22 protein-coding genes and 1 pseudogene are annotated in these 26,109 nt (G+C 64.5%); 11 read left to right on the top strand and 12 right to left on the bottom strand.

Annotation, left to right across the window (positions count from 1 at the left end):
* Nucleotides 1-559: MOFRL family protein (locus tag EOA49_RS16855; RefSeq protein WP_281058456.1), on the top strand; the 559-nt coding region annotated here is incomplete at its 5' end.
* Nucleotides 560-851: 292 nt separating this feature from the next.
* Here the strand turns inward: EOA49_RS16855 and EOA49_RS16850 are convergent.
* The 6 genes from EOA49_RS16850 to EOA49_RS16825 form a co-directional block, all read right to left on the bottom strand.
* Nucleotides 852-2,318, bottom strand: coding sequence for a UdgX family uracil-DNA binding protein (locus tag EOA49_RS16850; protein WP_127241962.1), 1,467 nt, complete (start codon nucleotides 2,316-2,318; stop codon nucleotides 852-854).
* Nucleotides 2,319-2,320: 2 nt separating this feature from the next.
* Entirely contained in the window at nucleotides 2,321-3,556 is a 1,236-nt protein-coding gene (locus EOA49_RS16845) for a putative DNA modification/repair radical SAM protein (protein ID WP_127241963.1), read from the bottom strand.
* An 89-nt stretch (nucleotides 3,557-3,645) separates the two neighbouring features.
* The gene (locus EOA49_RS16840) at nucleotides 3,646-5,052 is read right to left on the bottom strand and encodes a glutamine synthetase family protein (protein WP_127243263.1); all 1,407 of its coding nucleotides are present in this window, start codon (nucleotides 5,050-5,052) and stop codon (nucleotides 3,646-3,648) included.
* 11 nt (nucleotides 5,053-5,063) lie between these two features.
* Nucleotides 5,064-6,440 (bottom strand): aspartate aminotransferase family protein, encoded by a 1,377-nt coding sequence (locus tag EOA49_RS16835; RefSeq protein ID WP_127240331.1) that lies wholly within the window; start codon nucleotides 6,438-6,440, stop codon nucleotides 5,064-5,066.
* A gap of 189 nt (nucleotides 6,441-6,629) precedes the next feature.
* The gene (locus tag EOA49_RS16830; RefSeq protein ID WP_127240333.1) at nucleotides 6,630-7,604 is read right to left on the bottom strand and encodes a WD40 repeat domain-containing protein; all 975 of its coding nucleotides are present in this window, start codon (nucleotides 7,602-7,604) and stop codon (nucleotides 6,630-6,632) included.
* Between the two features lie 233 nt (nucleotides 7,605-7,837).
* Nucleotides 7,838-8,893 (bottom strand): GTP-binding protein, encoded by a 1,056-nt coding sequence (locus tag EOA49_RS16825; protein WP_095799164.1) that lies wholly within the window; start codon nucleotides 8,891-8,893, stop codon nucleotides 7,838-7,840.
* Between the two features lie 356 nt (nucleotides 8,894-9,249).
* On the opposite strand from EOA49_RS16825, the gene EOA49_RS16820 reads away from it, so the two are divergent.
* Nucleotides 9,250-9,720, top strand: a complete 471-nt coding sequence (locus EOA49_RS16820) for a MarR family transcriptional regulator (RefSeq protein WP_067003705.1) — start codon at nucleotides 9,250-9,252, stop codon at nucleotides 9,718-9,720.
* Nucleotides 9,721-9,906: 186 nt separating this feature from the next.
* Here the strand turns inward: EOA49_RS16820 and EOA49_RS16815 are convergent, their stop codons facing one another.
* Nucleotides 9,907-10,758 carry an AraC family transcriptional regulator gene (locus EOA49_RS16815; protein WP_127240335.1) on the bottom strand — a complete coding sequence of 284 codons (852 nt, stop codon included), beginning with the start codon at nucleotides 10,756-10,758 and terminating at the stop codon, nucleotides 9,907-9,909.
* Nucleotides 10,759-10,792: 34 nt separating this feature from the next.
* Here EOA49_RS16815 and EOA49_RS16810 point away from each other — a divergent pair, with 34 nt between their 5' ends.
* The 5 genes and pseudogenes from EOA49_RS16810 to EOA49_RS16790 all read left to right on the top strand — a co-directional run bounded on the left by EOA49_RS16810 (nucleotide 10,793) and on the right by EOA49_RS16790 (nucleotide 15,011).
* Nucleotides 10,793-11,200, top strand: a complete 408-nt coding sequence (locus EOA49_RS16810; RefSeq protein ID WP_127240338.1) for a DUF2000 family protein — start codon at nucleotides 10,793-10,795, stop codon at nucleotides 11,198-11,200.
* 328 nt (nucleotides 11,201-11,528) lie between these two features.
* A pseudogene (locus EOA49_RS16805) lies at nucleotides 11,529-12,424 on the top strand (DMT family transporter).
* 60 nt (nucleotides 12,425-12,484) lie between these two features.
* Complete coding sequence (locus EOA49_RS16800) at nucleotides 12,485-13,507, top strand: LacI family DNA-binding transcriptional regulator (RefSeq protein WP_067324144.1); 1,023 nt, start codon at nucleotides 12,485-12,487, stop codon at nucleotides 13,505-13,507.
* Nucleotides 13,504-14,487, top strand: a complete 984-nt coding sequence (locus EOA49_RS16795; protein WP_127240340.1) for a 2-hydroxyacid dehydrogenase — start codon at nucleotides 13,504-13,506, stop codon at nucleotides 14,485-14,487. Before EOA49_RS16800 ends, EOA49_RS16795 begins: the two co-directional genes overlap by 4 nt.
* 131 nt (nucleotides 14,488-14,618) lie before the next feature.
* Nucleotides 14,619-15,011 (top strand): hypothetical protein, encoded by a 393-nt coding sequence (locus EOA49_RS16790; RefSeq protein ID WP_164746732.1) that lies wholly within the window; start codon nucleotides 14,619-14,621, stop codon nucleotides 15,009-15,011.
* A gap of 6 nt (nucleotides 15,012-15,017) precedes the next feature.
* On the opposite strand, the gene EOA49_RS16785 is transcribed toward EOA49_RS16790, so the two are convergent.
* Nucleotides 15,018-15,791, bottom strand: a complete 774-nt coding sequence (locus EOA49_RS16785; RefSeq protein ID WP_067324150.1) for a gamma-glutamyl-gamma-aminobutyrate hydrolase family protein — start codon at nucleotides 15,789-15,791, stop codon at nucleotides 15,018-15,020.
* A gap of 245 nt (nucleotides 15,792-16,036) precedes the next feature.
* Here EOA49_RS16785 and EOA49_RS16780 point away from each other — a divergent pair, with 245 nt between their 5' ends.
* Nucleotides 16,037-17,146 (top strand): TRAP transporter substrate-binding protein, encoded by a 1,110-nt coding sequence (locus EOA49_RS16780; RefSeq protein WP_067003340.1) that lies wholly within the window; start codon nucleotides 16,037-16,039, stop codon nucleotides 17,144-17,146.
* 83 nt (nucleotides 17,147-17,229) lie between these two features.
* Here the strand turns inward: EOA49_RS16780 and EOA49_RS16775 are convergent, their stop codons facing one another.
* The 4 genes from EOA49_RS16775 to EOA49_RS16760 form a co-directional block, all read right to left on the bottom strand.
* A complete protein-coding gene (locus EOA49_RS16775) occupies nucleotides 17,230-18,258 on the bottom strand; it encodes a zinc-dependent alcohol dehydrogenase family protein (RefSeq protein ID WP_067324152.1) in 1,029 nt (342 codons plus the stop codon).
* Nucleotides 18,259-18,270: 12 nt separating this feature from the next.
* Nucleotides 18,271-20,067, bottom strand: coding sequence for a TRAP transporter large permease subunit (locus EOA49_RS16770; protein ID WP_164746731.1), 1,797 nt, complete (start codon nucleotides 20,065-20,067; stop codon nucleotides 18,271-18,273).
* Nucleotides 20,064-20,669: a TRAP transporter small permease subunit gene (locus EOA49_RS16765; protein ID WP_095824355.1), complete on the bottom strand. Its 606-nt coding sequence runs from the start codon at nucleotides 20,667-20,669 to the stop codon at nucleotides 20,064-20,066. Before EOA49_RS16765 ends, EOA49_RS16770 begins: the two co-directional genes overlap by 4 nt.
* A gap of 243 nt (nucleotides 20,670-20,912) precedes the next feature.
* Nucleotides 20,913-21,818: a branched-chain amino acid ABC transporter permease gene (locus EOA49_RS16760; protein WP_095776991.1), complete on the bottom strand. Its 906-nt coding sequence runs from the start codon at nucleotides 21,816-21,818 to the stop codon at nucleotides 20,913-20,915.
* 94 nt (nucleotides 21,819-21,912) lie between these two features.
* Here EOA49_RS16760 and EOA49_RS16755 point away from each other — a divergent pair, with 94 nt between their 5' ends.
* From EOA49_RS16755 to EOA49_RS16745, 3 genes are all read left to right on the top strand, one after another.
* Nucleotides 21,913-22,521: a CGNR zinc finger domain-containing protein gene (locus tag EOA49_RS16755; protein ID WP_095799170.1), complete on the top strand. Its 609-nt coding sequence runs from the start codon at nucleotides 21,913-21,915 to the stop codon at nucleotides 22,519-22,521.
* On the top strand, nucleotides 22,514-23,041 hold the full coding sequence (locus EOA49_RS16750) for a hypothetical protein (RefSeq protein WP_095799171.1): 528 nt from the start codon (nucleotides 22,514-22,516) through the stop codon (nucleotides 23,039-23,041). The genes EOA49_RS16755 and EOA49_RS16750 overlap by 8 nt, the downstream gene beginning before the upstream one ends.
* A 208-nt stretch (nucleotides 23,042-23,249) precedes the next feature.
* A partial coding sequence (locus tag EOA49_RS16745; RefSeq protein ID WP_164749237.1) for an indolepyruvate ferredoxin oxidoreductase family protein occupies nucleotides 23,250-26,109 on the top strand: 2,860 nt, incomplete at its 3' end.

Genomic DNA, 26,109 nt, shown 5'->3' with positions numbered 1-26,109 from the left:
ATGGACGCCAGCGCATCCGCGCTTTGCCGGCAATGAAGTCCATCTCATCGCCTCGGCCGGCGTCTCGCTGGAAGCCGCGGCCGCCGCAGCGAAGCGGCAAGGCATCGAGGCCGTCATCCTGTCGGATTCGATCGAGGGCGAGGCGCGCGAGGTCGGCGGCGTGCATGCCGCGATAGCCCGCGAGGTGGCGACCCGTAACCGGCCTTTCGAGAAGCCGATGCTGATCCTGTCCGGCGGCGAGACGACGGTGACGCTGCGGGCAAAAGGCAAGGGCGGCCGCAATTCCGAATTCCTGCTTGCCTTCGCCATTGGCATCGATGGGGTCAGCGGCATCCATGCTTTGGCCGCGGACACCGACGGCATCGACGGCTCCGAGGACAATGCCGGCGCCTTCGCCGACGGCACGACCGTGGCGCGCATGCGTGCCGCAGGCGTCGATGCCAAGGCCATGCTTGCCGGCAACAATGCCTGGACCGCCTTCAACGCGGTCGGCGATCTGTTCGTGCCCGGTCCAACCGGGACCAACGTCAATGATCTAAGGGCGATACTCGTCCGGTAGCGCAATAAACGCTGAAGTCGTCATTCCAGGGCGAAGCAGGAGCGAAGCTCCGTCGCGGAGACCCTGGAATCCATTACGTGACCTCGGGCATGGAATGCAGCGGAGCAGAATTGTGCATCGTTGCGACGCCTGCAGGTAACGGAATGATCCTCGGGTCTGCGCGCGCGTCGCTCCGCTCCTTGCTTCGCCCGTGGATGACGAGGCGACGGGCATCTCGCCCAATTCTCCCCAGTCGCACGACTCGTACAACAGCATCCGTCCGCGCAAGGTCCCGTTCAGGCGCGCAGATCGGTCAAGCAGCCATCAGCTGCTTCACCTTCCTCATATCGGTGAGAAACCGCTCCTTCTCGGCCTCCTTGTCCTCGTGCTCGCGGATGCGCAGGATGAAGGAGGGATGGATGGTGACAAAGACCCGCAAGCCGTCCTCGCGCTGGATCACGTCGCCGCGCATCCTGGTGATCGGCACCGCCTTGCCGAGCAGCGACTGCGCCGCTGTCGCGCCGAGCGCCACCGCAAGATTTGGCTTGATGAGGTCGAGTTCCTTGTCGAGCCACCAGCGGCAGGCACGAATTTCGCCGGCATTGGGCTTTGAATGTATCCGCCTCTTGCCGCGCGGCTCGAACTTGAAATGCTTCACCGCATTGGTCACATACACTTTGCGGCGGTCGATCTCGGCCTGGTCCAAAATGCTGTCGAACACCTTGCCCGCGGGCCCGACGAACGGCTTGCCGGCAAGGTCCTCTTGGTCGCCGGGCTGCTCTCCGACAAACACCACGTCGGCATTCTCCGGTCCCTCGCCGAACACGGTTTGCGTGGCATCGCGCCAGAGCGGGCAACGCCGGCAACCGCTCGCCTCTTCGCGTAATGCCGGAATATCCGTACTTTCGGGCTCCACCACATCCGCCGGCTCCGGCGAAGGCCAGTTTTTTGCCTTCACTTTGGCGTGGTGCGGCGCTGGGGAGGTTGGCATCCGGGCGATCATGGCTGTCGCGGCTCTGTCCGCTCCTGCTATCAGGTCTGGAATGAGCGAGGCCTCGGGAAGGTTCCGCCAATATTTCTTCGGCATCTCCTTCTGCATCGCCTTCACCGTGAGGCGGGCCGGGTTGAAGATATTCTCGAAATAGGTCCGCCACAGCGTCTCGGCGTCGTCTTCCGCCGGCGCGTCGCGCTTGTCGGCGCCTGGGCCGATCGCCAGCCGCTCGCCGTCCCACTCGGCCGAGGCGCGCGGCGTGAGAATCGTCCAGCGCATGCCGGCGAAGCGGCGCACAAAGAAATCGGCATTGCGCTCGACGATGAAATGATCGGGCTCGAACCAGGCGACATAACGTTCCTCCGCGCCGTCGCCGATCTTCCGGAAGCGCACGAAGGCGCGCATCTTGTGGATGTCGCGCCGAACCGCCTTTTCCATGGACTCGAGCCTGCGGATATCCGGGTCGGAAGCGATCGACAGCAGCTTCGGGTCGACGCGCAACCGCCAGAGCAACCGATAGAGGAAGTTGAAACGCTCGGGGACCGAATGGCAGATGACCGTCTCTGCACGTTCGATGAACTCGCGCGGGACGACAAGCCGCGCATCCTGTCGGCAAGCCGGCAAATCGTTGCCGCGATCATCATCGTCGTGGCCAACCTGCCAAGCCACCTCTTCCGGCGGAATATCATTCGTGGCCAGCCGGCGCGCCGCATCGCGCCAACCGGCGAAATCGGTCTCGCTCTCGAGACGGGCGAGATGAGATGCGAGGCTGAGCTGGGTCCGTGCCATGGTCAAAACAGCGAAAGCTGCTCGCAAGATCGGGTGATGATCTGGCGCAAGCCCGACTTGTCGGTGAGCGCGCCTGGTGACCAGCCTTCCGCAGTGATGAAGGGGCGTACCTTGGCGACCGATTGGCAGAGCCGTCCGACATCTTCGAGACGCAGCCGGCGATGGCGGCGCGTCTGCAGAATCCTGTCGACCACCTTGGTGCCCAACCCCGGCACACGCAGCAGCGCCTCCCGATCGGCGCGATTGACGTCGACCGGGAACCGGCCGCGGTTGCGCAGCGCCCAGGCAAGTTTGGGATCGATGGCAAGGTCGAGCATGCCGTCATTGCTGCCGGCCAGGATTTCAGGCTGCGAGAAGCCGTAGAAGCGCATCAGCCAGTCCGCCTGGTAAAGCCGGTGCTCGCGCATCAAGGGCGGCTTCTGCAACGGCAGCGCCGCAGACGAATCCGGGATCGGACTGAAGGCGGAATAATAGACGCGGCGCAGATGATAGCTGCCATAAAGCCGGGCGCTGGCGCGCAGGATGCCGTCGTCGGACGTTTTGTCGGCGCCGACAATCATCTGCGTCGACTGGCCGCCCGGCGCAAAGCGCTCGCGTTTGCGGCTCTGCAACGTTGGTTCGGCCTTCTCTTCGATCTTGCAGCGCAGCTTGGCCATGGAAAGCCGGATCGTTTCCGGCTTCTTTTCCGGGGCCAGCTTCTTCACCCCTTCGTCGGTCGGCAGCTCGACATTGATCGACAGGCGATCGGCATAACGGCCTGCTTTTTCGATCAGTTCGGCTGACGCTTCGGGAATGGTCTTGAGGTGAATATAGCCGCCGAATTTCTCCTCGATCCTGAGCCGTCGCGCCACCTCGACCATCTCGCCCATCGTCTCGTCCGGCGAGCGGATGACGCCGGAGGACAGGAACAGACCCTCGATGTAGTTGCGGCGATAAAAATCCATGGTGAGCCGCACCACCTCGTCGACGCTGAAGCGGGTTCGCCGCACATTCGAGGAGGACCGGTTGATGCAATAGCTGCAGTCGTAAATGCAGAAATTGGTGAGCAGGATCTTCAGCAGCGAAATGCAGCGCCCGTCCGGCGCATAGGAATGGCAGATGCCCGAGCCCTCGGTCGAACCGATGCCGCCTGTTTTCAGCGAATCGCGTTTCGCCGAACCGGACGATGCGCAGGAGGCGTCGTATTTGGCGGCGTCGGACAGGATCGCCAGTTTCTCGCGGACGGAAATCACAGCCATGCGTTCATGATATGTTCCAGAAAGTCGCCTGGCTATAACTTTTGAGTGTCGCGGCGAAACGTGATCACTCCGTCTGCGAGGCCAAGTCCTCAGACCTCGTGGAGGTAGAGGTGGTAGTCGAGTTCGCTGACGGTGCGTGCGACGCGCAGATATTCCGCCTGCTTGATCGCCACGAAGGTCCGGTGCAGGTCGGGACCGAGCGCCGATTTCAGGAATTCGGAGCCACGTGCCGCCTCGATCGCGGCGCGCCAATCGGTCGGCATGGTGGAGGCTTCCGTTGTCTGCTCGTAACCGTTGCCGGTCGTTTCCGGTCCGGGGTCAAGGGCCTCGTCGAGGCCCTTGACGATGCCCGCCAGCACCGTCGCCGCCACAAGATAAGGGTTGGCGTCGACGCCGGACGGCCGGTGCTCGATACGCCGGTTCATCGCATCGCCCGCCGGCACGCGCAACGCCACGGAGCGGTTGTTGACGCCCCAGGTCGGCGCCACCGGCGCATAGGATTGCGCCACGAAACGCCGCCATGAATTGGCATGCGGCGCAAACACCAGCATCGATTCCGCCATGGTGTGGATCAGGCCGCCAAGCGCGTTGAGCAGGCTTGGCGACCATTTCTCGCCGGCAGCTTCGGTGAAGACGTTGCGGCCGGCATCGTCCTGCAGCGAGACGTGGAAATGCATGCCCGAACCGGCATAGGCCTCGATCGGCTTGGCCATGAAGCAGGCGGTGACGCCGTGCCGGCGCGCCTGCGCCCTCACCAGCCGCTTCAGCATGACCAGGTCGTCGGCCGCCCGCATCACGTCCTTGCGGTAGTTGAGCGTCAGCTCGTACTGTCCGGGCGCATATTCGGAAATCACCGTCTCGGCCGGAATGCCTTGCGCCCTGGCGGCGGCGTAGATGTCGGAAAACAGCGGCTCCATGCCGTGCAGGTGGTCGACTGAATAGACTTCCGTTTTGCCCGAGCGGCGCCCGTCGAGCACCGCGCGCGCCGCCTGCACCTTGCCGTCGGCATCGCGCTCATTGGCAAGCAGAAAAAATTCCAGTTCGAAGGCGCCGGCCGGATGCAGGCCGCGCGCCGCCAGGATCCCGACTTGCCTTGCCAGCACCAGCCGCGGATCGGAGGTCATCGGCTGGCCGTCGAGACGATACATCGCCATCAGCACCTGGCCGCGCGGCGGCTTGGTGCCGTGCAGCGGCACCAGCGTGCCTGGAACCGGCCATGCCCTGAGGTCGCCGTCGCCGGTGTCCCAGATCAGCCCGGTCTCGTGAACATCCTCACCGGTGATGTCGAGGCCGAGGATCGAGATCGGCATATGCCTTCCGCCCTCGAAAATGCTCATCAGCTCGTGCCGGCGCACGATCTTGCCGCGGCCGATGCCGTTGGCGTCGGTGAGCACGATGTCGAAGGCCTCGATGTCGGGATGGGCGGCGAGAAACGCTTTCGCCTCGGCCGGCGTCGAGCCCGAAGGGGAGGTCGCAACTGTGCTCGGATTGTCCATAGCCGCTTGTCTCATGCCGTAAGCCTGGCGGCAACCGCGGCGAAAGCCGCGATCAGGCGGCTTACCTGCGCCGCGGTCGTCGCCGGCGAGATCAGCATCATATTGTGGAACGGCGCGATCAGCACGCCGCGATTGACCAGCGCGACATGGACGGCGGCTTCGAGTTCCGGCGCATGTGCCTTCTCCGCCTCGCCGCCGTTCTTGAGCGGCCCGGGCGCGCAGATGAACTCGACGCGGGCGCCGACGCGCGCGACATGCCAAGGCAGCTTGTTTCGCTCGATGACGGCGGAGAGCCCCGCGTCGAGGCGGCGCGCCAGCCGGTCCATATGCGCATAGGCTTCCTCGGTCATTACCTCTTCGAGCGTCGCCCGCATCGCCGCGAATTGCAGCGGGTTGGCCGACAGCGTGGTGCCCATGCCGGAATAGCCGGGCTCCTTGCTGCGATTGTAAGCGCCGTAGCGCGTCGCGATCTCCTCGCTCATGCCCCAGATGCTGGCCGGCACGCCTCCGGCCACCGGCTTGCCGAGCACAAACAGGTCCGGCTCCAGCCCGTGCCGTCGCGTGTAACCGCCGGGCCCGGTTGAAATGGTGTGCGTCTCGTCGATCAAAAGCAGCGTGCCGGCGGCCCGGGTGAGGCGCCGCAGCGCGTCGTGGAAGTCGGGTTCCGGCAGCACCATGCAGGAATTGGTCAGCACCGGTTCGGTGATCACGCAGGCGATATCGCGGTCGCCAAGTGCCGCTTCCAATGCTGCAATATCGTTGAATTCGATAACCTTGGTTGCCCGTGTGAGATCGCGGAACTCGCCTGCCAGCCCAGGCCGGTTGACCGGCTTGCCGTCGATCAGTCGCACCATCGTCTCGTCGACCGAGCCGTGATAGCAGCCGTTGAAGACCAGGATCTTTTCGCGCCCCGTCACCGCGCGGGCGACCCGCAAGGCGAAGCGGTTGGCATCGGTGGCGGTGGTGGCGATCTGCCAGTACGGCAGGCGGAAGCGCTGCTGCAAGAGCGGACCGATCGCCAGCGCATCCTCGCTGGGCAGCATATAGGTCAAGCCGCGTGCTGCTTGCCGGCGGATGGCGCGGGCGACCGCTGGCGGCGAATGGCCGAGCATCGAGCCGGTGTCGCCCAGGCAGAAATCGTCGAGCTTGTTGCCGTCGACATCGGTAATCGTGGCACCCTTGGCGCTGTCGACCAGGATCGCAAATGGCGTCGGCCAGTCGGTCATCCAATGCATCGGCACGCCGCCGAGGAAGCCGGCCATGCCGTTGCCAACCTTGGCCTCGGACTTCGGCCGCGCCTTGCGGAAGGCGGCTGCCTCGGCCTCGCGCAGCTCGGCTATGCGGGCGGCGGCGATGCCGCCGATGGAAGTCCGGTCGATTGAATGCATGAAGCCCCTCTTTCTCGCGCGGCACTCTGCCAACCGGTCGGCAAAACCGCAATTGGCCGCGCAGGGGGCGGGCGTTGGCTCAGACAGTAGGGATTAAGGGATTAAGGAAGTAGGGGAGTAGGGCATTGGGAAGACAGCGGAGGAAGGCTCTCCTTCCCTATTCCCTTGCCGCCCTATTCCCCTAATCCCTTACGCAGTAATGTCGATCACGCCGCAATCGCCGGCCGCGCTGCCGAAGACGATGCGGCGCTCTTCCTTGTCCCACATCATCGAGGTGATGGCGCCTTTGCCGGGACGACGCAGGAGCACTTCCTTGGCGTCGGCGAAGCGGGCCGCGATCACCATGCCGTCCTCATAGCCGATCGCGGTGACCTCCTGGCTGGGATGGCAGGCAACGCAGGTCACCATGGTGTTGCCGCGCGTGCCGAGCTCCAGCGGCGCCTTGCCCATCGGCCCGTCCTTGCTGGCGAAAGGCCACACGATCGCCGCCGGCGCGCCGGAGCTCGCCAGCCATTTGCCCTTCGCGCTCCAGGACAGGCTTTTGACCTTGCCCGGATAGCCGCTCATGCGCATGTGCTTGCCGTCCGCCAGCTTCCAGCCATGCAACGCGTTTTCCTGCATGGTGGTAATCAGGAAAGCGCTGTCCGGCGAAAAGCTGATCCCGGTATGGGCGCCGGCCCATTCCAGATCGACCGGCTTGCCCTCCGCCGCCGGGAAATGCAGCGTCGCGCCATTGTAGCGGGCAACGCCGAAGCGCATGCCCTTGGGCGAGAAGGCGAGCCCTTCCACCCAGCGCGGATGCGCGAATTCCTTGATCTTGCCGTCGGCGAAACGGACGAACGCCGTCTTGCCCGAGGCATAGGCGACCGCACCCTGAGGGCCCGCCGCAACGCTGGTGATCCATTTTCTGCCGGCGCTGGCAAGTTCGCTCGCCTCGCCGCCGGCCTTGACCGCAAACACCTTGCCGTCCTCGCCGCCGGTGATCAGGCGGTCGTTCGCCGCATCGTGGAAGGCGGCGAGCAGCCCGTCATTCGCCTGTACGGTCTTGTGCCCATGGTCGAGCCGATGGATCGCGCCGTCGGCCAAAGCGAAATGCGGCACATCGTTGAGGAAGACGGCGGCGACGCAATGGCCTTCGAGATCAAGCGGGGCGACTGTCGGCATGGGGATGATCCATTCGATTTCACCAGCCGGCGCGGCTAGGTGTGACTCCCCCTTCTCCCCTTGTGGGAGAAGGTGGATTGGCGCGTAGCGCCAAGACGGTTGAGGGGTGTTCGACGGAGTGCCGTCATCGCCAAGCTGGAACACCCCTCATCCGACCGAGCTTCGCTCGGCCACCTTCTCCCACAAGGGGAGAAGGAAAGTAGGGGCAGCGCTAACGCCTGAAAGTCCGGAAATCAAGCCGCCTGGCAAGCTTCAAAACTCTTCCTGAGGCGCTCGGCGTCGAGATCGCGGCCGATGAAGACCAGCCGGCTTTCATGCTTCTCGCCGTCCTTCCAGGCGCGCTGGTGGTCGCCTTCGAGGATCATGTGCACGCCTTGCAGCACATAGCGGTCCTCGTCGCCCTTCAGCGCGATGATGCCCTTAAGCCTGAGGATGTTCGGCCCTTCCATCTGGGTCACCTTCTCGATCCATGGGAAGAACTTCTTCGGATCCATCTCGCCGCCGCGCAGCGAGACCGACTTCACCGTGACATCGTGGATGTCGGAAGGATGGTCGTGATGATGGTGATCGTGCCCGTCGTGGTGATGGTGGTGGTCGTGATCGCAATCCGGGCCGCATTCATGGTCGTGATCGTGCGCCTCGAGGAAATGCGGATCGTTCTCCAGCGCGCGTGACAGGTCGAAGGCGCCGCGGTCGAGCACTTCGCCGAGCGCCACACCGGCGCGCTGGGTGCGATGGATCCTGGCCGCCGGGTTGATGGCGCGGATCGTCGCCTCGACCTTTTCGAGCTCTTCGGGAGTGACGAGATCGGTCTTGTTCAGCACCACCACATCGGCGAAGGCGATCTGGTCCTCGGCCTCCTTCGAGTCCTTCAGGCGCAGCGGCAGGTGCTTGGCGTCAACCAGCGCCACCACCGCGTCGAGCTTGGTTTTGGAGCGCACATCGTCGTCCATGAAGAAGGTCTGCGCCACCGGCACCGGGTCGGCCAGGCCAGTGGTCTCGACCACGATGGCATCGAAACGGCCGGGCCGCCGCATCAGGCCCTCGACGACGCGGATCAGGTCGCCGCGCACCGTGCAGCACACGCAGCCATTGTTCATCTCATAGATTTCCTCGTCGGATTCGACGATCAGATCGTTGTCGATGCCGATCTCGCCGAACTCGTTGACGATGACCGCGTAACGCTTGCCGTGGTTCTCCGACAGGATGCGGTTGAGCAGCGTCGTCTTGCCCGCGCCGAGATAGCCGGTGAGAACGGTTACGGGGATCTGCGTCTGTGCATCGCTCATGGCCTGCCTCGAAAAATCTGTGCCTCGAAGGATTTGTCGGCCTCATATAGGATGCGAGCCGCGCTTTTGCACGTGCCAAACCGATGGGCCAGCCGGTCCCGACCGGGGCAGCCGCAGTGGGTTAAAGGAACAGGGCAGCCGCACGGCATCAGAGCCTCCGGGATGTTCCGCTGTGAATGCCGGCGGGCCAAAAGTCGTTTGTCATCTAACTGAAATAAACATCTGGCATCACCTGCGCGGGCACCGCAATGCTTGCCGGCAAAGTGTTTGCAGGCCGGACTCGTTAAATCGTCATTTGCCAGCCGCCGGACAGCCTCTATGCTGCCCGCGCCGGTTCGGCCGAAGAGGGAATGACCATGGCCAAGGCGGACAGAACAGCGACTATGAGCCGGCTGCATTCGGCAGCGCGGCTGGCGCGCACGGCGCTTGCTGCGCGGCTTCTGGCACATGGCTTCTACGCCGGCCAGGACCAGATCATGCTGGCGCTCGACCGCGAAGACGGCCAGACACCCGGCAATCTCGCCGACAAGCTCGGCGTACGTCCGCCGACGATCACAAAAACCATCAACAGGCTGCAGGCGCAGGGTTTTCTCGAAAAGCGCGCCTCCAACGCCGATGCCCGCCAGGCCCATATCTTCCTTACCGGCTCCGGCCGCGAAACTATCCGCGCCATTGAGAAATCGGTCAAGAAGACCGAGAAGCAGGCGCTGAGGGGTCTCGACAAGAAAGACCAGAAGGCGCTCTTCAAGCTGCTCGCCCGCATCGAGGCCAACCTGTCGAACGAGGACCTGATCCTCATCGACGACGACGCCGAGCTGGATGATTAACGAGCGACGCGCAGCGTCGTCTCGAGCGACGCGCGAGCGCGATGCGCAGCATCGTCGCTTAGCCGCTGGGCGTTGGTGACCACGAGCGACGCGTAAGCGTCGTCTCGAGCGACCCAAGCGCGATGCACAGCATCGTCGCCTCAGGCACCACCAAGCATCGGCAGCTTAGCGGAAAGGGCGACGACGCTAAGCGTCGCGCACCAGCGTCGCCCAGCGTCCCGGGGTCAGCCCGAACGCCTTCTTGAAATGCCGGTTGAAATGGCTTTGGTCGCTGAAGCCGGCCGCAACAGCGGTCTCGGCAAGCGGCTCTCCCGCTTCGATCATGCGCCGCGCTCGCTGCAGCCGGCGCATCAACAGGAAGCGATGCGGGCTTGTCGAATAGGTCGCGCGGAAATGGCGCGACAGCGCGTAGCGGTCGAGGCCGGTAACCGCCTCCAGCTCGTCGGAACGCACCGGCCGTTCAGCGTTTTCTTCGAGATAGTCGCGGGCCAGCGCGGCAGCCCGCCACGCGATTTTTCCCGCTGATTTTGCCGGCTGTCCGGCATGGCGTTTCAATTGTTGCGCCAGCTGCGCGATGAAATCCGCCACGAACAGGTCGTCGAGCTTCTCGGTGAGCGGTGTTAGCGCCGACAGCAGCGTGCCGCGCAACTGAGGGTCACTCACCACAGCATCCTTAACGAAAGGGAGCGGCGAACCGTGGAGGCAATCGAGCAGCATCGACGGCTCGAGATAGAGAATCCTGTATCGTAGGCCGTGCTCAGTGCCGGCGCCGCCGTCATGCAGTTCGTCGGGATGCAGCACGATCACCTGGCCGGGCAGGCTGTGCCGAAGCGCGCCGCGATAGTGGAAGCGCTGCACGCCGTCGAGCGTCACGCCGATGGCGTAGGTGTCGTGGCGGTGCAGGTCGAAAGCATTGCCGTGGAAACGCGCCTCGATGCGCTCGAGGCCCGTGGCGCCGGGCGCCGAAACGATCCGGTCGTCCTCAGCGCACGAACGTTCAAGACCTCCCAGCGCCTCATTGCCTAGATCGTGCGCCATGGTCCCTGATCCACATCCCGGAGAAACATTTTTGGTGTTCGACACGAAATTTGCAATCGTGCTCAAGGAAGATCTCGCCGTCTGGCAGAAGCTCAACGTCACCGCTTTCCTGACCAGCGGCATCGTCGCGCAATCTCCTCAAATCATCGGCGAGCCCTATCGCGACCGCGCCGGCAATTTCTTCAATCCGCTCTCGATCCAGCCCGTTATCGTGCTGTCGGCGGACGGGTCGACGCTTGCCGCGATCCACCGCCGGGCCCTGGAGCGCGGCGTGACGACATCGGCCTATGTCGAGGAGATGTTCTCCACCGGCCATGACCTGGCCAACCGCGCCGTCTTCGCCGAATTCGCGCCGGACGACGCCAAGATCGTCGGCATCGCGCTGCGCGCCGAAAAGAAGCTGGTCGACAAGGTTACCAAGGGCGCCTGCATGCATGCTTGACCCTCGGGGAGGATGCTCTTGGTGGCTGATTGACCATTCGTCCGGACGACGTCGCGCACGTTCGAGATTGGCCGCGACCTCCTTGTTTCGTCAGCCTGGGCTGCGCGCGTCGCTTCGCTCCTTGCTCCGCTCGGGCGGACGAGCAAGGAACGTTCTGGTGACCGCCAAGGCACTGCGCTCTAAGCCTGTCGGCACGTCTTGTTGGGCCAGTCGCTTTTGGCTTGCCGGCCGGCGGCGATTGCCGCAAAAGGACGGCGTCTACCTCTCCTCCGGCCCGATTTTGAGCGTTCCCAAAAATCACGACGACAGCGCGACGCCGCCCGCGGCGATGCTGTTGATGCTCTCTGCGTCTATGTCTGCTTCACCTTTCTCGACACCTCAAGCAAATATCTAGTGCTCGCCGGCGTCTCGGCGCCGATCGTCGCCTGGGCTCGCTTCGTCGTGCATGTCCTGCTTGTCGGCGTTTTCCTGCGCGGCTGGCGCGAGCCGTCGCGCTTCCGCGCCAACAACCTGCCGGCGCACATCCTGCGCGGATGCCTGCTTTTCGGCTCGACCATGTTCAACATCCTGGCGCTCAGGACGCTGCAGCTCGCCGAGACCACCTCGATCTATTTCTTCGGCCCGATGGTGATCACCGCATTGGCCGGCCCGCTGCTCGGCGAATGGGCGGGCTGGCGGCGCTGGCTGGCGATCCTCACCGGCTTCGTCGGCGTCCTCATCATCACCCGGCCCGGCGTCGGCGTGTTCGGCATGGGCCATCTCTTCGCGCTGGGCTCGATGCTGTCGAATTCTTTTTACGTCATCATGACCCGGCGCATGTCGTCGACGGAGACATCCGAGAGCCTGATCCTGTTCTCGGCGCTGGCGCCGGCGGTGCTGCTCCTGCCCATGCTGCCCTTCTCATTGTCCCTGCCGCAGGACGGCTGGCACTGGGTGATCCTTTTGATGCTCGGCGTCTTCGGCGCCGGCGGCCATTGGCTCCTGGTCCAGGCCTATCGCCTGGCGACGACGACGGCGCTCGCGCCTTACCCCTATTCGCAGATGGTTTGGATGATCATCTCCGGCTGGCTGATCTTCCACCAGTTTCCCGACCGCTGGACCCTGCTCGGGGCGGCCATCATCGTCGCCAGCGGCCTCTACATCATCCACCGCGAGCACAGGCTTCGCCTGCGCAATTCCGCTTCCTTGGACACGGAAGCCGAGAGCTTGGCAAAAAAACTTTGATTTGCCCTCGATCGATGGCATAAGCCCCATTTAAACAGTTTAAAGGCCCGGGGACCAAGGCTGGCACAGAAGATCAAGCTATCGACGATCGCGGATGCGCTTGGCGTGTCCACGGCAACGGTTTCGCTGGCACTGCGCGACAGCCCGCTGGTCGCGGGGTCGACGCGCGAGCGCATCAAGGAGCACGCGCGCGCCATCGGCTATATCTACAACCGACGGGCCGCGTCGCTCCGCACTTCGCGCTCCGGCATTGTCGGCGTCGTCGTGCACGACATCATGAACCCGTTCTTTGCCGAGATCCTGCGCTCGATCGAAAGCGAGCTCGACCGCAGCCGCCAGACCTTCATCCTGTCCAACCATTATGACCAGCTGGAAAAGCAGCGCACCTTCATCGACACGCTGCTGCAGCTCGGCGCCGACGGGGTCATCATGTCGCCGGCCATAGGCACGCCGGCCGAGGACATCATCATGGCCGAGGAAAACGGCCTCCCGGCGGTGCTGATCGCGCGCACCGTTACCGGCGCCGACGTGCCGGTCTTCCGCGGCGACGATGCCTATGGCACGGCACTCGCGACCAACCATCTCATCTCGCTCGGCCACAAACGCATCGCCATGATCGGCGGCACGGACCAGACCTCGACCGGCCGCGACCGCTACCAGGGCTACGTCAACGCCATGGAAGCGGCCGGGCTGGAGGTGAAGCCGTCCTGGCGCATTCCTGGACCGCGCACCAAGCAGGCCGGTTTCGAGGCTGCAGGACAGTTCTTGGCGCTGAAGGACAAGCCGACCGCCGCCTGCTGCTGGAATGATCTGGTTGCGATCGGACTGATGAACGGCATCGCGCGCGCCGGTCTGGTGCCGGGCGTCGATATCTCCGTCACTGGTTACGACGACCTGGAGGAGGCTGCGATAGCAACGCCGGCCTTGACCACGGTCTGGAATGGCCAGCGCGAGGTCGGCCGCCGCGCCGCCAGCGCGCTGCTCGACAAGCTGAACGGGCAGGCCGTGCGGCCGTCGCAGGAATTGATCAAGCCGGAGCTGCACGTGCGCCAGTCCACCGGCAAGCCGGTGGAGCGTCAATGACAAATACAGCAGCGAAGTCGCCGGTCGCCATCCTGGTGCCGGGCCGTTTCAACGACCATGCCATCGGCCGGATCGACAAGGCGTTCAAGCGCGTGCGGATCGAGCGCGCCGATCCGTCGCTCGTCACCGGCGAGATGCGCGAGAGCGTGCGCGGCATCGCCTCCTTCGGCGGCATCAGCGCGGCCATGATCGACGCGCTGCCCAATCTCGAGATCATCGCCAATTTCGGCGTCGGCTATGACTCCGTCGACGCTCGTCACGCGGCCGCCCGCGGCGTCATGGTCACCAACACGCCCAACGTGCTGACCGAGGAGGTCGCCGACACCACCATCGGCCTGTTGATCAACACGGTGCGCGAAATGTACGCCGCCGAGAAATGGCTGCGCGACGGCGACTGGGTGAAGAAGGGCGACTATCGCCTGAGCCGGCTCACCTTGCGCGGCCGCCGCGTCGGCATCTTCGGCATGGGCCGCATCGGCCTTGCCGTCGCCCGTCGACTCGAGGCGTTCGGCCTGCCGATCGCCTATCACAACCGCCGCAAGGTCGATGGCCTGTCCTATGAATACCATGCGACGCTGAAGGGCCTGGCCGAAGCGGTCGACACGCTGATTTGTATCGCGCCGGGCGGGGCCGCGACGGAGAAAGCCATCAACGCGGCGGTCCTGGCGGCGCTCGGTCCCGACGGCGTCTTCGTCAATATCGGCCGCGGCAGCACGGTTGATGAGGCGGCTCTGGCTGCAGCACTCTCCAATGGCACCATCGCTGCCGCCGGGCTCGATGTCTTTGCCGACGAACCGAATGTGCCCAAAGCGCTGCTCGATGCGCCCAACACCTCCCTTCTGCCGCATGTCGGATCTGCGTCCGACCACACCCGCCGGGCCATGGCGGATCTGTGCGTCGACAATCTCATCTCCTGGTTCGGCGAGCACCGGCCGCTGACCCCGGTGCCGGAGACGATCAACGTCAAGCCACGCGCCTGAGCGGAAGGCCGGCCACATTTATTAACGCCTGCTTAACCATCATTCTGCATACTTCGTTATGCATGTTGTCCAAATCGGCGCGTGGTTTGGAGACCGGCATGGCACGGCAAGCCAGGATGTGGAGAGGCGGAGTGAAGCTGTTAGCCGGGTTGATTGCGTCAGTCGCCTTATACGGGGGCGTTCAGTCCCTGCACGACGGCAACGGCCAAAGCGCGGTCGAGCAAGCCGGCCTCTCCAACAGCTATCGGCTGATAGCCAATGGCGACGAAGCGGCCTGCGCAATCAAGCGCGGCGCGGAGGTCTCGGACGGCCTGTCGCTGCTGACAATTGCTCCGAACTGCAGCAAGCTGATGCCCGGCATCGAGCGTGTGAAATTCTGGCGCGAGCAGGCCGACGGCTCGGTCGCGTTCAGCGAGAACGGCATCGATCCGATCGTCACCTTCGGTGTTGCTGATGGCGACGGCTACGAATCCTATGCACCGGCCGCCCCGCTTTTGGCGCTGAACGCGACGACCAGCGACTGAGTTCGGCTATTCCGCCGCCGCGCGTGCACCGGCCTTCGCCGCCGCATGCAGGCGCACGGCATCGCCGAAGGCGCGGAAGATCTTTGCCGAGTTGCTGTCCGACTTCACCCAATATTCGGGGTGCCACTGGACGCCGACGGCGAAGGCGCGGGCCTCCTTGACCGAGACGGCCTCGATCGTGCCGTCGGTCGCCAAAGCCTCGACCTGCAGTTTCGATCCGAGCCGGTCGATCGCTTGGCGATGCAGCGAGTTGACCTTGATGTCGCCGGCGCCGAACACGCCGGCGAGGCAGGTTCCAGGCTTGATCGAAATCGTCTGGTGGATGCCGAAGCGCTCGTCCTGATTGTCGCTCACCGGCGCGCGGTGATCGAGCGAGCCTTCGCGCTCCTGGATCTCGGTGCCGAGCGTCCCGCCCAGCGCCACGTTGAGCTCCTGGATGCCGCGGCAGATGGCGAGCAGCGGCACGCCGCGCTCGATCGCCTTGCGGATCAGCGGCAGCGTGGTGGAGTCGCGCGCCGGGTCGTAGGGGCCGTTGGCCTCGCTGGGATCGCCGCCATAGAGCGAGGGATGCACATTGGATTTCGAACCCGTCACCATGACGCCGTCGACCGAGGACAGCAGCTCGTCGAAATCGAGCCGGTCGCCGAAGGACGGCACCAGGAGCGGGAACACGCCGGCGCCGGCGATCGCCGCCTCGATATATTGCTGGGGCGCGGCATGCCATGTGTAGTTGTCGAACTGGCGGACATCGGTTGAGACGGCAACGAGCGGCTGCTGCATTTTGGATACGGGTTCCATCGAGGGCTAACGAATTATTCTGCCTACAAAATAGGCGATCAGCCGGCACTTTGCCATGGCAAGTTTCGGTTCTCCGAATGGGCCAGGACGGTCGGCGTTAGACTATAGTTGCACGTTGCCCGCGGTGCTGGACTCGACATCTTGCCCGTGTATTGTTTCGCGCAGCCGATCAGGGCACCGCGGATGTCCGAATATCGGTCTGTTGGTTCTAAACGGGAGGAAAATGCATGGATCGTCGTTCGTTCATCCGTAAGGCCGGTGCATCCGGTGTTGGTGTCGCGGCAGCGGCCGCCGCGCTTGCCACGCCGGCGATAGCCCAGTCCAATCCGAAAGTGACCTGGCGGCTGGCATCGTCCTTCCCGAAATCGCTCGACACGATCTATGGCGGTGCGGAAGTGTTCTCAAAAATGCTGTCGGAAGCGACCGACGGCAATTTCCAGGTTCAGGTCTTCGCCTCGGGCGAGCTCGTTCCCGGCCTGCAGGCGGCCGACGCCACCGCCGCAGGCACCGTCGAGGCATGCCACACGGTGGCATATTACTATTGGGGCAAGGACCCAACCTGGGCGCTGGGTGCCGCAGTGCCGTTCTCGCTTAACGCGCGCGGCATGAACGCTTGGCACTATCATGGCGGCGGCATTGACCTCTTCAACGAATTCCTTGCAACGCAAGGCCTGTTCGGCCTGCCGGGCGGCAACACCGGCGTGCAGATGGGCGGCTGGTTCCGCAAGCAGATCAACACGGTCGCCGATCTTTCCGGCCTCAAGATGCGCATCGGCGGCTTTGCCGGCAAGGTGGTGCAGAAGCTCGGCGTCGTGCCGCAGCAGATCGCCGGCGGCGACATCTACCCGGCGCTGGAAAAGGGCACGATCGACGCCGCCGAATGGGTCGGCCCTTATGACGACGAGAAGCTCGGCTTCTACAAGGTCGCGCCCTACTACTACTATCCCGGCTGGTGGGAAGGCGGCCCGACCGTGCATCTGATGTTCAACAAGGCCAAATACGAGGAATTGTCGCCCGCCTACAAGTCGCTGGTGCACACGGCCGCGCAAGCCGCCGACGCCAACATGCTGCAGAAATACGACTACCTCAATCCGGCGGCGGTGAAGCGGCTGGTCGCCAGCGGCGCCAAGCTGGCCCCCTTCAGCCAGGAAATCATGGCTGCCTGCTTCGAAAAGGCCAACGAAGTCTATGCCGAAATGGAGGCCAACAACGCGCCGTTCAAGAAGATCTGGGAATCCATCAAAGGCTTCCGCAAGGAGCACTATCTCTGGGCCCAGGTCGCCGAATACAACTACGATACCTTCATGATGGTGCAGCAGCGTAACGGCAAGCTGTAGCCGGGGATTAGCCCTCTCCCCTATGGTGACGGGGAGAGGGCGCTGTCACCGCCGGTTTCGCCAATCGCCAACGTTGCAGGACTTCAGGTCCGGCCCGGCACGACCAGCACCTTGACCTCGCCGGGGGCGGCTGGGTTCGAGATCACCTGCGGCGCCTCTTCGAGTGGCACCTGCCTGGAAATCAGCTTGTCGATCTCGATCGCGCCGGACGCGATGAGGTCCGCGGCGCGTCGATGCGTGAAGGGATTGATGAAGGACCCGAGGACCTTCAACTCCCGGAACAGCACGTCGAAAGGCTCGAAAGCCACCTTCTGCCCCTGCGGCATCACGCCGACGATCACCACCGTGCCTCCGGCCTTGGCAATTCGCATCGACTGCTCGACCGTGTCGCGAACCCCGGCGCATTCCAGCACCACGTCGACGCCGCCCGGCACAAGCCCGGCTTTTCCGGCGATGGCCTCGATGGGATCGACGGCGCTGGGATCGACCGTAGCGGTCGCGCCGAGTTCTTCGGCCAGCGCGCGGCGCGAGGCCTGCCTGGTCGATAGGATGATGGTCGCGGCACCGGCAAGCTTCGCCAATTGCACGGTGAGCAGGCCGATGACGCCGCCGCCGAGCACCACCACCGAGTCGCCGGGCCTGATTCCGGCGAGGTCGATGCCGTGCAGGCAGCAGGCCAGCGGCTCGCAGAAGGCGCCATGCGTGGGCTGGAGGTTGCCGGGCAGGAGGAAGGCCTGGCCTTGCGGCATCACGACATAATCGGCGAAACCGCCGTCCCGGTGGATGCCGATGGCCCTGAGATTGCTGCACAAATTGACGCGGCCGGCCCGGCACTGGCTGCAGCGCCCGCAGGCGATGTTGGGGTCGCCCGTGACCCGATCGCCGACGGCGATGCCGGACACCGCGTCGCCGACCGCCTCGACGATGCCGCAGAATTCGTGGCCAAGCGTGACCGGCGGCGTGCACGGGAATTCGCCATGGAACAGGTGGCGGTCCGTGCCGCAGACGCCGCAGGCTTCGATCCGCACCAGAACATCCTCCGGCCCCGGCGCAGGTTTGTCGACCGCACGAAGGGCGATGCCGCCGATTGCTTCCAGCCGTACGGCTCTCATGACTTGGTCACCTCAGTTGAAACTCGGCGGCTTGGAAAGATCGGGTGCCGGCGTCGCCGGCTTGGCGGGGGCCGTATCGCCGAAATTCGGCGGCTGTGACAAGTCCGGGGTGCCAGGCGCGGCGGGCGCCGAGCCGCCACTGGCGGGCGCCGCGCCATTGTCGCCCGGCGGCGTGCCGAGCGGCGCAAGTCCCGGCATGTCCGGCAGCTTGAGGTCGATCGTGCTCGGCTCGACCGCGGTGCCCTTGTAGCGCATTACCATTTGCGGGAAGGCGATGGTAAGCCCGATCATGATCACCTGGATACAGACGAACGGCACCGCGCCCCAGTAGATCTGGCCGGTGGTGACCGGCGCGATCTGCTTGCTGGTGATGCGGTCGAGATAGGGCACGCGCGCCGCGACCGAACGCAGGTAGAACAGCGCGAAGCCGAACGGCGGATGCATGAAGCTGGTCTGCATGTTCACGCCAAGCAGCACGCCGAACCAGATCAGGTCGATGCCGAGCTTGTCGGCGGCGGGCGCCAGCAACGGCACGATGATGAAGGCGAGCTCGAAGAAGTCGAGGAAGAAGGCGAGCACGAAAACCAGCACGTTGACGCCGATCAGGAAGCCGGTCTCGCCGCCCGGCAGCGAGGTCAAGAGATGCTCGACCCAGATATGGCCGTTGACGCCGTAGAAGGTGAGCGAGAAGACGCGCGCGCCGATCAGGATGAACAGCACGAAGGCGGAGAGCCGCGTCGTCGAGGCCAGCGCCTGCTTGATGACATCCATCGTCAGTCGCCCCTTGAAGCCCGCCATGATCAGCGCGCCGACGGCGCCCATGGCGCCGCCCTCGGTCGGGGTGGCGATGCCGAGGAAGATGGTGCCCAGCACCAGGAAGATCAGCGCCAGCGGCGGGATCAGCACGATCACCACCTGCTGTGCCAGCTTGGACATCATGTTGATGTGGAGGCGCTGGTCGGCGATCGCCACGATGTAGATGACGATCACGCCGACGGTGGCGCCGAGGATGTCCGCATTGTCGCCATGCGTCGGCGCGAGGTAACGATAGGCCGCATAGGAAATCGCGCCGGTCACCAGCAGCGCCACGATCAGCGAAATCACGCCGTGGCCGAGCGTGCGGGCCTCGAGCGGCAATGCCGGCATCGAGTTCGGCCGGACGATCGACATGATCAGGATGTAGAGCATGTAGATGCCGGTCAGAACGAGGCCGGGGATCAGCGCGCCCGCATACATGTCGCCCACCGAGCGTCCAAGCTGGTCGGCCAGCACGATCAGCACCAGCGAGGGGGGGATGATCTGGGCCAGTGTGCCGGAAGCCGCGATCACGCCCGAGGCGAGGCGCCGGTCGTAGCCGTAGCGCAGCATGATCGGCAGCGAGATCAGCCCCATGGCGATGACGGAGGCCGCCACCACGCCGGTCGTTGCGGCAAGCAGTGCGCCGACGAAGATCACCGCATAGGCAAGCCCGCCGCGGATCGGGCCGAACAGCTGCCCGACCGTGTCGAGCAGGTCCTCGGCCATGCCGGATCGCTCCAGCACGATTCCCATGAAAGTGAAGAATGGAATGGCCAGCAGCGTGTCGTTCGACATCACCCTTGTGCCGTAGAAATTATCCGGCAGCGCATGCAGCAGAGGCCAGGCGAGGTTGATCGAGCCGCCGGAATAGGGCGACAAGAGCACGCCGATGAAGAAGAACAACAGGCCGTTCGCAGCGAGCGAGAAGGCGACGGGGTAGCCGATCAAAAGGAAGATGATCAGCGAGGCGAACATGATCGGCGCCATGTTCTGCGCGATGAACTCGATCATGAGCGCACCTCGCCGGACAGCGCCTTGGCTTCTTCGGCAAGCGCTTCGGCCTCGAGCTTGGCCTGGTCGTGGGCCGAGACATAGGGAGTGGGATCCTCCATGTCGCCGCGCATGATGGCGATCTTCTTGATGATCTCCGAGACACCCTGGATGGCCAGCAGGAAGAAGCCGACGAGCAGGATGGCCTTGGCCGGCCAGACGATCAGCCCGCCGGCATTGGTCGACATCTCGCCGCTGCGGAAGGACAGCGACACGTAAGGCACGAAGTAGAAAACCATCAGCACCACGAACGGCATCAGGAAGAGGAGATGGCCGAGGAGGTCGATCCAGTGCTGCACGCGGCGGGGGAACATGCCGTAGACGATGTCGATGCGGATATGGTCGTTCTGTTTCAGCGTATACGCGGCGGCCAGCATGAAGGCGGCGCCGAACAGATACCACTGCAGTTCGAGCCAGGCGTTGGAGGAGATGTCGAACATCTTGCGGATGACGGCGTTGCCGGCGCTCACCAGGATCGCAAGCAGGATCAGCCACGAGACCCAGCGGCCGATGAACTCGTTGATGCGGTCGATCGTCGTGGATAGAGCGAGCAGCCCTGCCATGCATTTCCTCCCTCGCGCACCGGCCCCGAGAATCGCGTTCGATTTCGGAAAGCACGATGCCTAACTCAAAGTGCTGGCGCCGCGCCCGAGTCCCCCTCCGGTGTCGCGCCGCTTGGCCCAACGGTATGCAGTGCGTGGCCCGGTTGGTCAACATGGCAAAGCACGTGCCGGCGATCCACGCGGCGAGCAACGGTAAAAACCGGTCACCTCACGGCGCGTCATGCAACCAAAGTCTGATGGGTTTCAGGCGACCTTGGCCTGGTCGCGGCCGGCGCCGATCAGCACCAGCATGGCGACGAGGAAGAGGTATATCCAGCCGTCGCGCCATTCGAGCGGGAAATAACCGGCCCACAGCGATTCGGCCATGCCGAAGGCCGCGGCACCGAGAGCAGCCTTGAGCGGCGACATGTAGCCGCCGACCGCCGTCACGAACAGGATCTTGAGGCCGTAGACAAGGCCCGTGCCGAAGCTGATGTTGCCGTAATAGATGCCGGCGAGCATGCCGGCAAAAGCCGCGCAGAAGCCGCCATAGAGCACCGCGCGGCGGAACACCGCGGTCACATCGATGCCACACATCGCGGCCGCCTTCGGGTCGTCGGACACGGCCCGCCAGGCCCGTCCGAAGCGCGAATGCGAAAACAGCCACGCGGCCACCGCCACCATCGCCATCACCGCCGCGCAATCCAAGAGCTGGATAACGGTCAGCGTCACCTTGAAGCCGGCACCCTGCGCGAAGACGACGGGCTGGGCGAGCATCGGCGGCAGCCAGAGATCATGCGTGTCGGCGGCGATGCGGCTTGCTTCCGACAGGAATAGCAAGATGCCGAGCGTCGTCACCACGATCGCATTAGGCGACCGGTCCGCCAGCCTCTCGAACACGCTGCGCGACAGCACCTGGCTGATCAGCACCGAATAGAGCAGGGCAGCAACGATACCTAGCGCGACCGAGGCAAACAGCGTCAGCCACAGCGCCTGATAGCCGAAGGCGGCGGTCAGGATCATGGTGTGGCCGCAAAAGGCAAACAGCGCGCCATAGGCAAGGTTGGTGCGGTGCAGGATGCCGTTGGTCAGCACGTAGCCGAAGGCGAGCAGCGCATAGAGCGCGCCCGAATGCAGCCCGTTCAGCACCTGCTGATAGAAATAGAGCATAGAGCATCCCTAGGGCCGCGCGAAATGGCCCTGTTTGGAGCGTTGCACCCGGAATCTAACTTGTCAAATACGTTTTATCGGTTAGATTTCCGGCATGACGGTTTCCTGGACCCCGCACCGCTTCACCGGCGGCATCCTCGCGCTCGACACGGCGAACACGGTCGTCCTGCGCAACGATCCCGGAAGGACCTTCGACCGTTTCGCTGATCCGGCCGAGATCGCCCGCTTCGCCGAGGCGGCGAGCGGCTTTCGCGCCGCCGAGCTTGGCGGCCGGCGGCTGGAGGCCCCTCAGCCGGGCGACATCGCCGCGGTCGTGCTGTCGATCCGCGAAGCGACGGACCGCCTGTTCCGCGATGCCATAGCGAAACGCGCGATCGCCGCCGGCCATCTGCCCGATTTCCTGACCGCCTGCGCCAAAGGCCTCTCCGGCAGCAGCATCGAAATCGGCGCGCCGGGCAGGCCCTTTGGCGATCCGGCGACGCCGATCGCTTTCGAGGCGGCTTTGGCCGTCTCGGCGCTTTCGCTGCTGCGCGACGACACCGTTGCCAGGCTCAGGATCTGTCCGAACTGCAGCTGGCTCTTCATCGACCGCAGCCGCAACTCAAGCCGCCTCTGGTGCGACATGGCCGTCTGCGGCAACCGCCAGAAAGCGAACCGCTACTATCGCCGCCGCACGGCGGCCAGGGAGGCCACCAATGCTTAGAAAATTCCGTTCGATCGCTCTCGGCGCGGCCCTGATCGCCGCGACGGCGCTCGGCGCCTGCCGCGACACCGGCAAGGAGCAGCTCTTCGCCATTTCCGGCAAGCTGTTCGAGTTCAACTACCGGCTTGGCATCGCCACCTATGTCATCACGCTGAGACCGCTGCGGCCGATGGGCGAGGGACAGATTGCGGTGGTGAATTTCCAGAATCCGGCCGGCGGCGACCCGCTCATCGTCAACCAGAAAATCTGGCCGAAGCTTCCGCATATCACCTTGACCAGCCCGCCGCTCACCTGCGTGGTCAAGGGCAAGCCCTATTCCGTCACGATCCGCATCGAGGATTCGAGCGGCACGTTGCTTCAAAGCCTCGAGACGACGATGACTTCCTCGGCGGACCAGACCATGCTGCCGGACCGGCCGCTGGTGATCGGGCCGAAATACGAGCTCAACCCGGACCTTGCCGGCCATCCCGACGGCAAGCTGCCGGATGCGCCCAAGCCGGATTGCTCGAAGGCGGCTTGAGGCCCGTTGACCGGTCGAAATTTTCGTGCGCTGCAAAGCGTTTAGCGTGCGATTGAATGCGGCGGCCGTTTCCAGCGGGACCGTTTGTTGCGTGCGCTCTGGCCGCTGCGATTTCGTTTGACCTGTCCCGCAAGGGAAGAAAGACTGCGGCCTCTCACTCCGACGTTGGCCGCCGATCCGCGGCGCGCCTCCGCAGAGGACATGCCTGATGACGCTGCATGACGTCGCGCTCGACGACAAGTTCGACCTTGCCAAGGAGCGCGTTTTCCTGTCCGGGGCGCAAGCCGTCGTGCGCATGCTTTTGATGCAGCGCGAGCGCGACCGCCGCGCCGGCCTCAACACCGCTGGCTTCGTCTCCGGCTATCGCGGCTCGCCGCTGGGCGGCCTCGACATGCAGCTGTGGAAGGCGAAGCGGCAGCTTGCGCAGGCCGACATCGTCTTTCAGCCGGGCCTCAACGAAGAGCTCGCCGCCACCGCCTGCTGGGGCTCGCAGCAGACCGAGCTGCTCGGCGAAGGCACCCATGACGGCGTCTTTGCCGTCTGGTACGGCAAGGGGCCGGGCGTCGACCGCTCCGGCGACGTTTTCCGCCACGCCAATCTCGCCGGCTCGTCGAGAAATGGCGGCGTTCTCGCCCTGATGGGCGACGACCATATGGCCGAATCCTCGACGAACGCACATGCCACCGAATTCCTTTTCGTCGACACCATGGTGCCGATCCTCAACCCCGCCGGCGTCCAGGAGATCATCGACTACGGTCTCTTTGGCTTCGCCATGTCGCGTTTCGCCGGCACCTGGGCGGCGATCAAATGCGTCAAGGACAACATCGAATCGACCGCTTCGGTCGACGCCTCGATCGAGCGGCTGAACATCGTCATTCCTGATTTCGACATGCCGCCGGGCGGCCTGAATATCCGCCACGAGATCGACATGCTCGGCCAGGAGGAGCGCCTGCATGAGCACAAGCGCGCCGCCGCCTCCGCCTTCATCCACGCCAACGGGCTCAATCGGACCGTCTATTCGGGCGGCCGCAACCCGAAGCTCGGCATCATCACCATAGGCAAGAGCTATCTCGACGTCCGCCAGGCGCTGGAGGATATCGGCATCGACGAAAATGCGGCCAATCGCATCGGTATCCGCCTGTTCAAGGTCGGCTGCCCCTGGCCGCTCGATTATCAGCATGTCGCCGACTTCGCCCGCGGCCTCGAGACCATCGTCGTCGTCGAGGAGAAGCGCTCGTTGATCGAGGTGCAGTTGCGCGAGAACCTCTACGGCTCCGCTATTCAGCCTGCCATCGTCGGCAAGAAGGACGAGCGCGGGGACTGGCTGTTTCCGGCAAAGGGCGCGCTCGACCCGAACGAGATCGCGATCGCGCTCGGCGAGCGTATCCTGCGCACCATCGGCCCCTCGGAGGAGATCGCGGCGCGGGTGGCGAAGCTGCGCCAGTTCCAGGCGATGCTCGCCGATACCGTCGACATCGGTTCGCGCACGCCGTTTTTCTGCTCGGGCTGCCCGCACAATTCCTCGACCAAGGTGCCGGAGGGCTCGCTTGCCGCCGCCGGCATCGGCTGCCACTTCATGGCGCTGTGGATGGACCGGAACACGGTCGGCTTCACCGCCATGGGCGGCGAGGGCGCGCAATGGGTCGGCCAGGCGCCGTTCTCCAAGCGCGGCCATATCTTCCAGAATCTCGGCGACGGCACCTACAACCACTCCGGCGCGCTGGCGATCCGCTTTGCGCTCTCCTCAGGCGCCAACATCACCTACAAGATCCTCTACAATGACGCAGTCGCCATGACCGGCGGCCAGCCGCACGAAGGTGGCCTCACCGTCGATATGATCGCCAAACAGGTGCGCGCCGAGGGCGTCGAGCGCATCGCCGTCGTTACCGACGAGCCGGCTAAATATGCCGGCAAGGCCGATTTCCCGCCCGGCGCCACGATCCATCACCGCGACGACCTCGACCTCGTCCAGCGCGAGCTGCGCGAGGTCAAGGGCGTGTCGGTGCTTCTCTATGACCAGACCTGCGCCGCGGAAAAGCGCCGGCGCCGCAAGCGCGGCACCTTCCCCGATCCCGACAAGCGCGTCTTCATCAACGAGCTGGTCTGCGAAGGCTGCGGCGATTGCGGTGTGCAGTCGAACTGCGTCTCGATCCAACCGGTCGAGACCGAATTCGGCCGCAAGCGCCGGATCGACCAGTCGAGCTGCAACAAGGATTTTTCCTGCCTCAACGGCTTCTGCCCCTCTTTCGTGACGGTGCATGGCGGCAAGATCAGGAAGGCCGAGGGGATTGCCGGCAAGAGCGATCCGCTCGAAGGCGTGTCGTCACCCGCCGAATTTCCACTCGGATCTCAGGGCTGGGCGGCGATCATCGACGGTGTCGGCGGCACCGGCGTCGTCACCATCGGCGCGGTGCTGGGCATGGCTGCCCATATCGAGGGCAAGGGCTGCGGCATGATCGACATGGCGGGCCTTGCCCAGAAGGGCGGCTCGGTCTTCACCCATGTCCGCATCGCCCCGACGCCCGAGGGCATCCACGCCATCCGCGTTTCCGCTGGCAAGGCCGATCTTGTGCTTGGCTGCGACCTCGTCGTCTCCGGCGCCAAAAAGGTGCTCGCCGCGGTGCGCGAGGGCCATACCATGTTCCTCGCCAACACCGCCGAGATCATGCCCGGCGAATTCACCCGTTCCGCCGATTTTTCGCTGCCGGTCGAGCGGCTGAAGAAGGCGATCCGTGCCGCCGCCGGCGACGACAAGGCCCACTTCTTCGATGCCACCCGCACGGCGACCGCGCTGTTCGGCAATTCGCTCGGCGCCAACATGTTCATGCTCGGCTTCGCCTTCCAGCATGGCGGGCTGCCGCTCTCGGCCGAAGCCGTTGAAAAAGCGATAGAATTGAACGGCGAAGCGGTGGTGATGAACATCGCCGCCTTCCGCTGGGGCCGTCGCGCCGCGCACCAGCCGGATTTCGTGCGCGGCTTGGTCGGTCGTACCGGCAAGCCGGCGTCGGCACCGGAAACGCTCGACGACATTGTCGCCCGGCGGGTGGCTTTTCTCACCGCCTACCAGA

This window comes from Mesorhizobium sp. M1A.F.Ca.IN.020.04.1.1 (genome assembly GCF_003997315.1).
Taxonomy (GTDB): Bacteria; Pseudomonadota; Alphaproteobacteria; order Rhizobiales; family Rhizobiaceae; genus Mesorhizobium.
The sequence above is the reverse complement of the archived record's forward strand: the minus strand, read 5'-3'. Positions and strand labels throughout refer to the sequence as shown.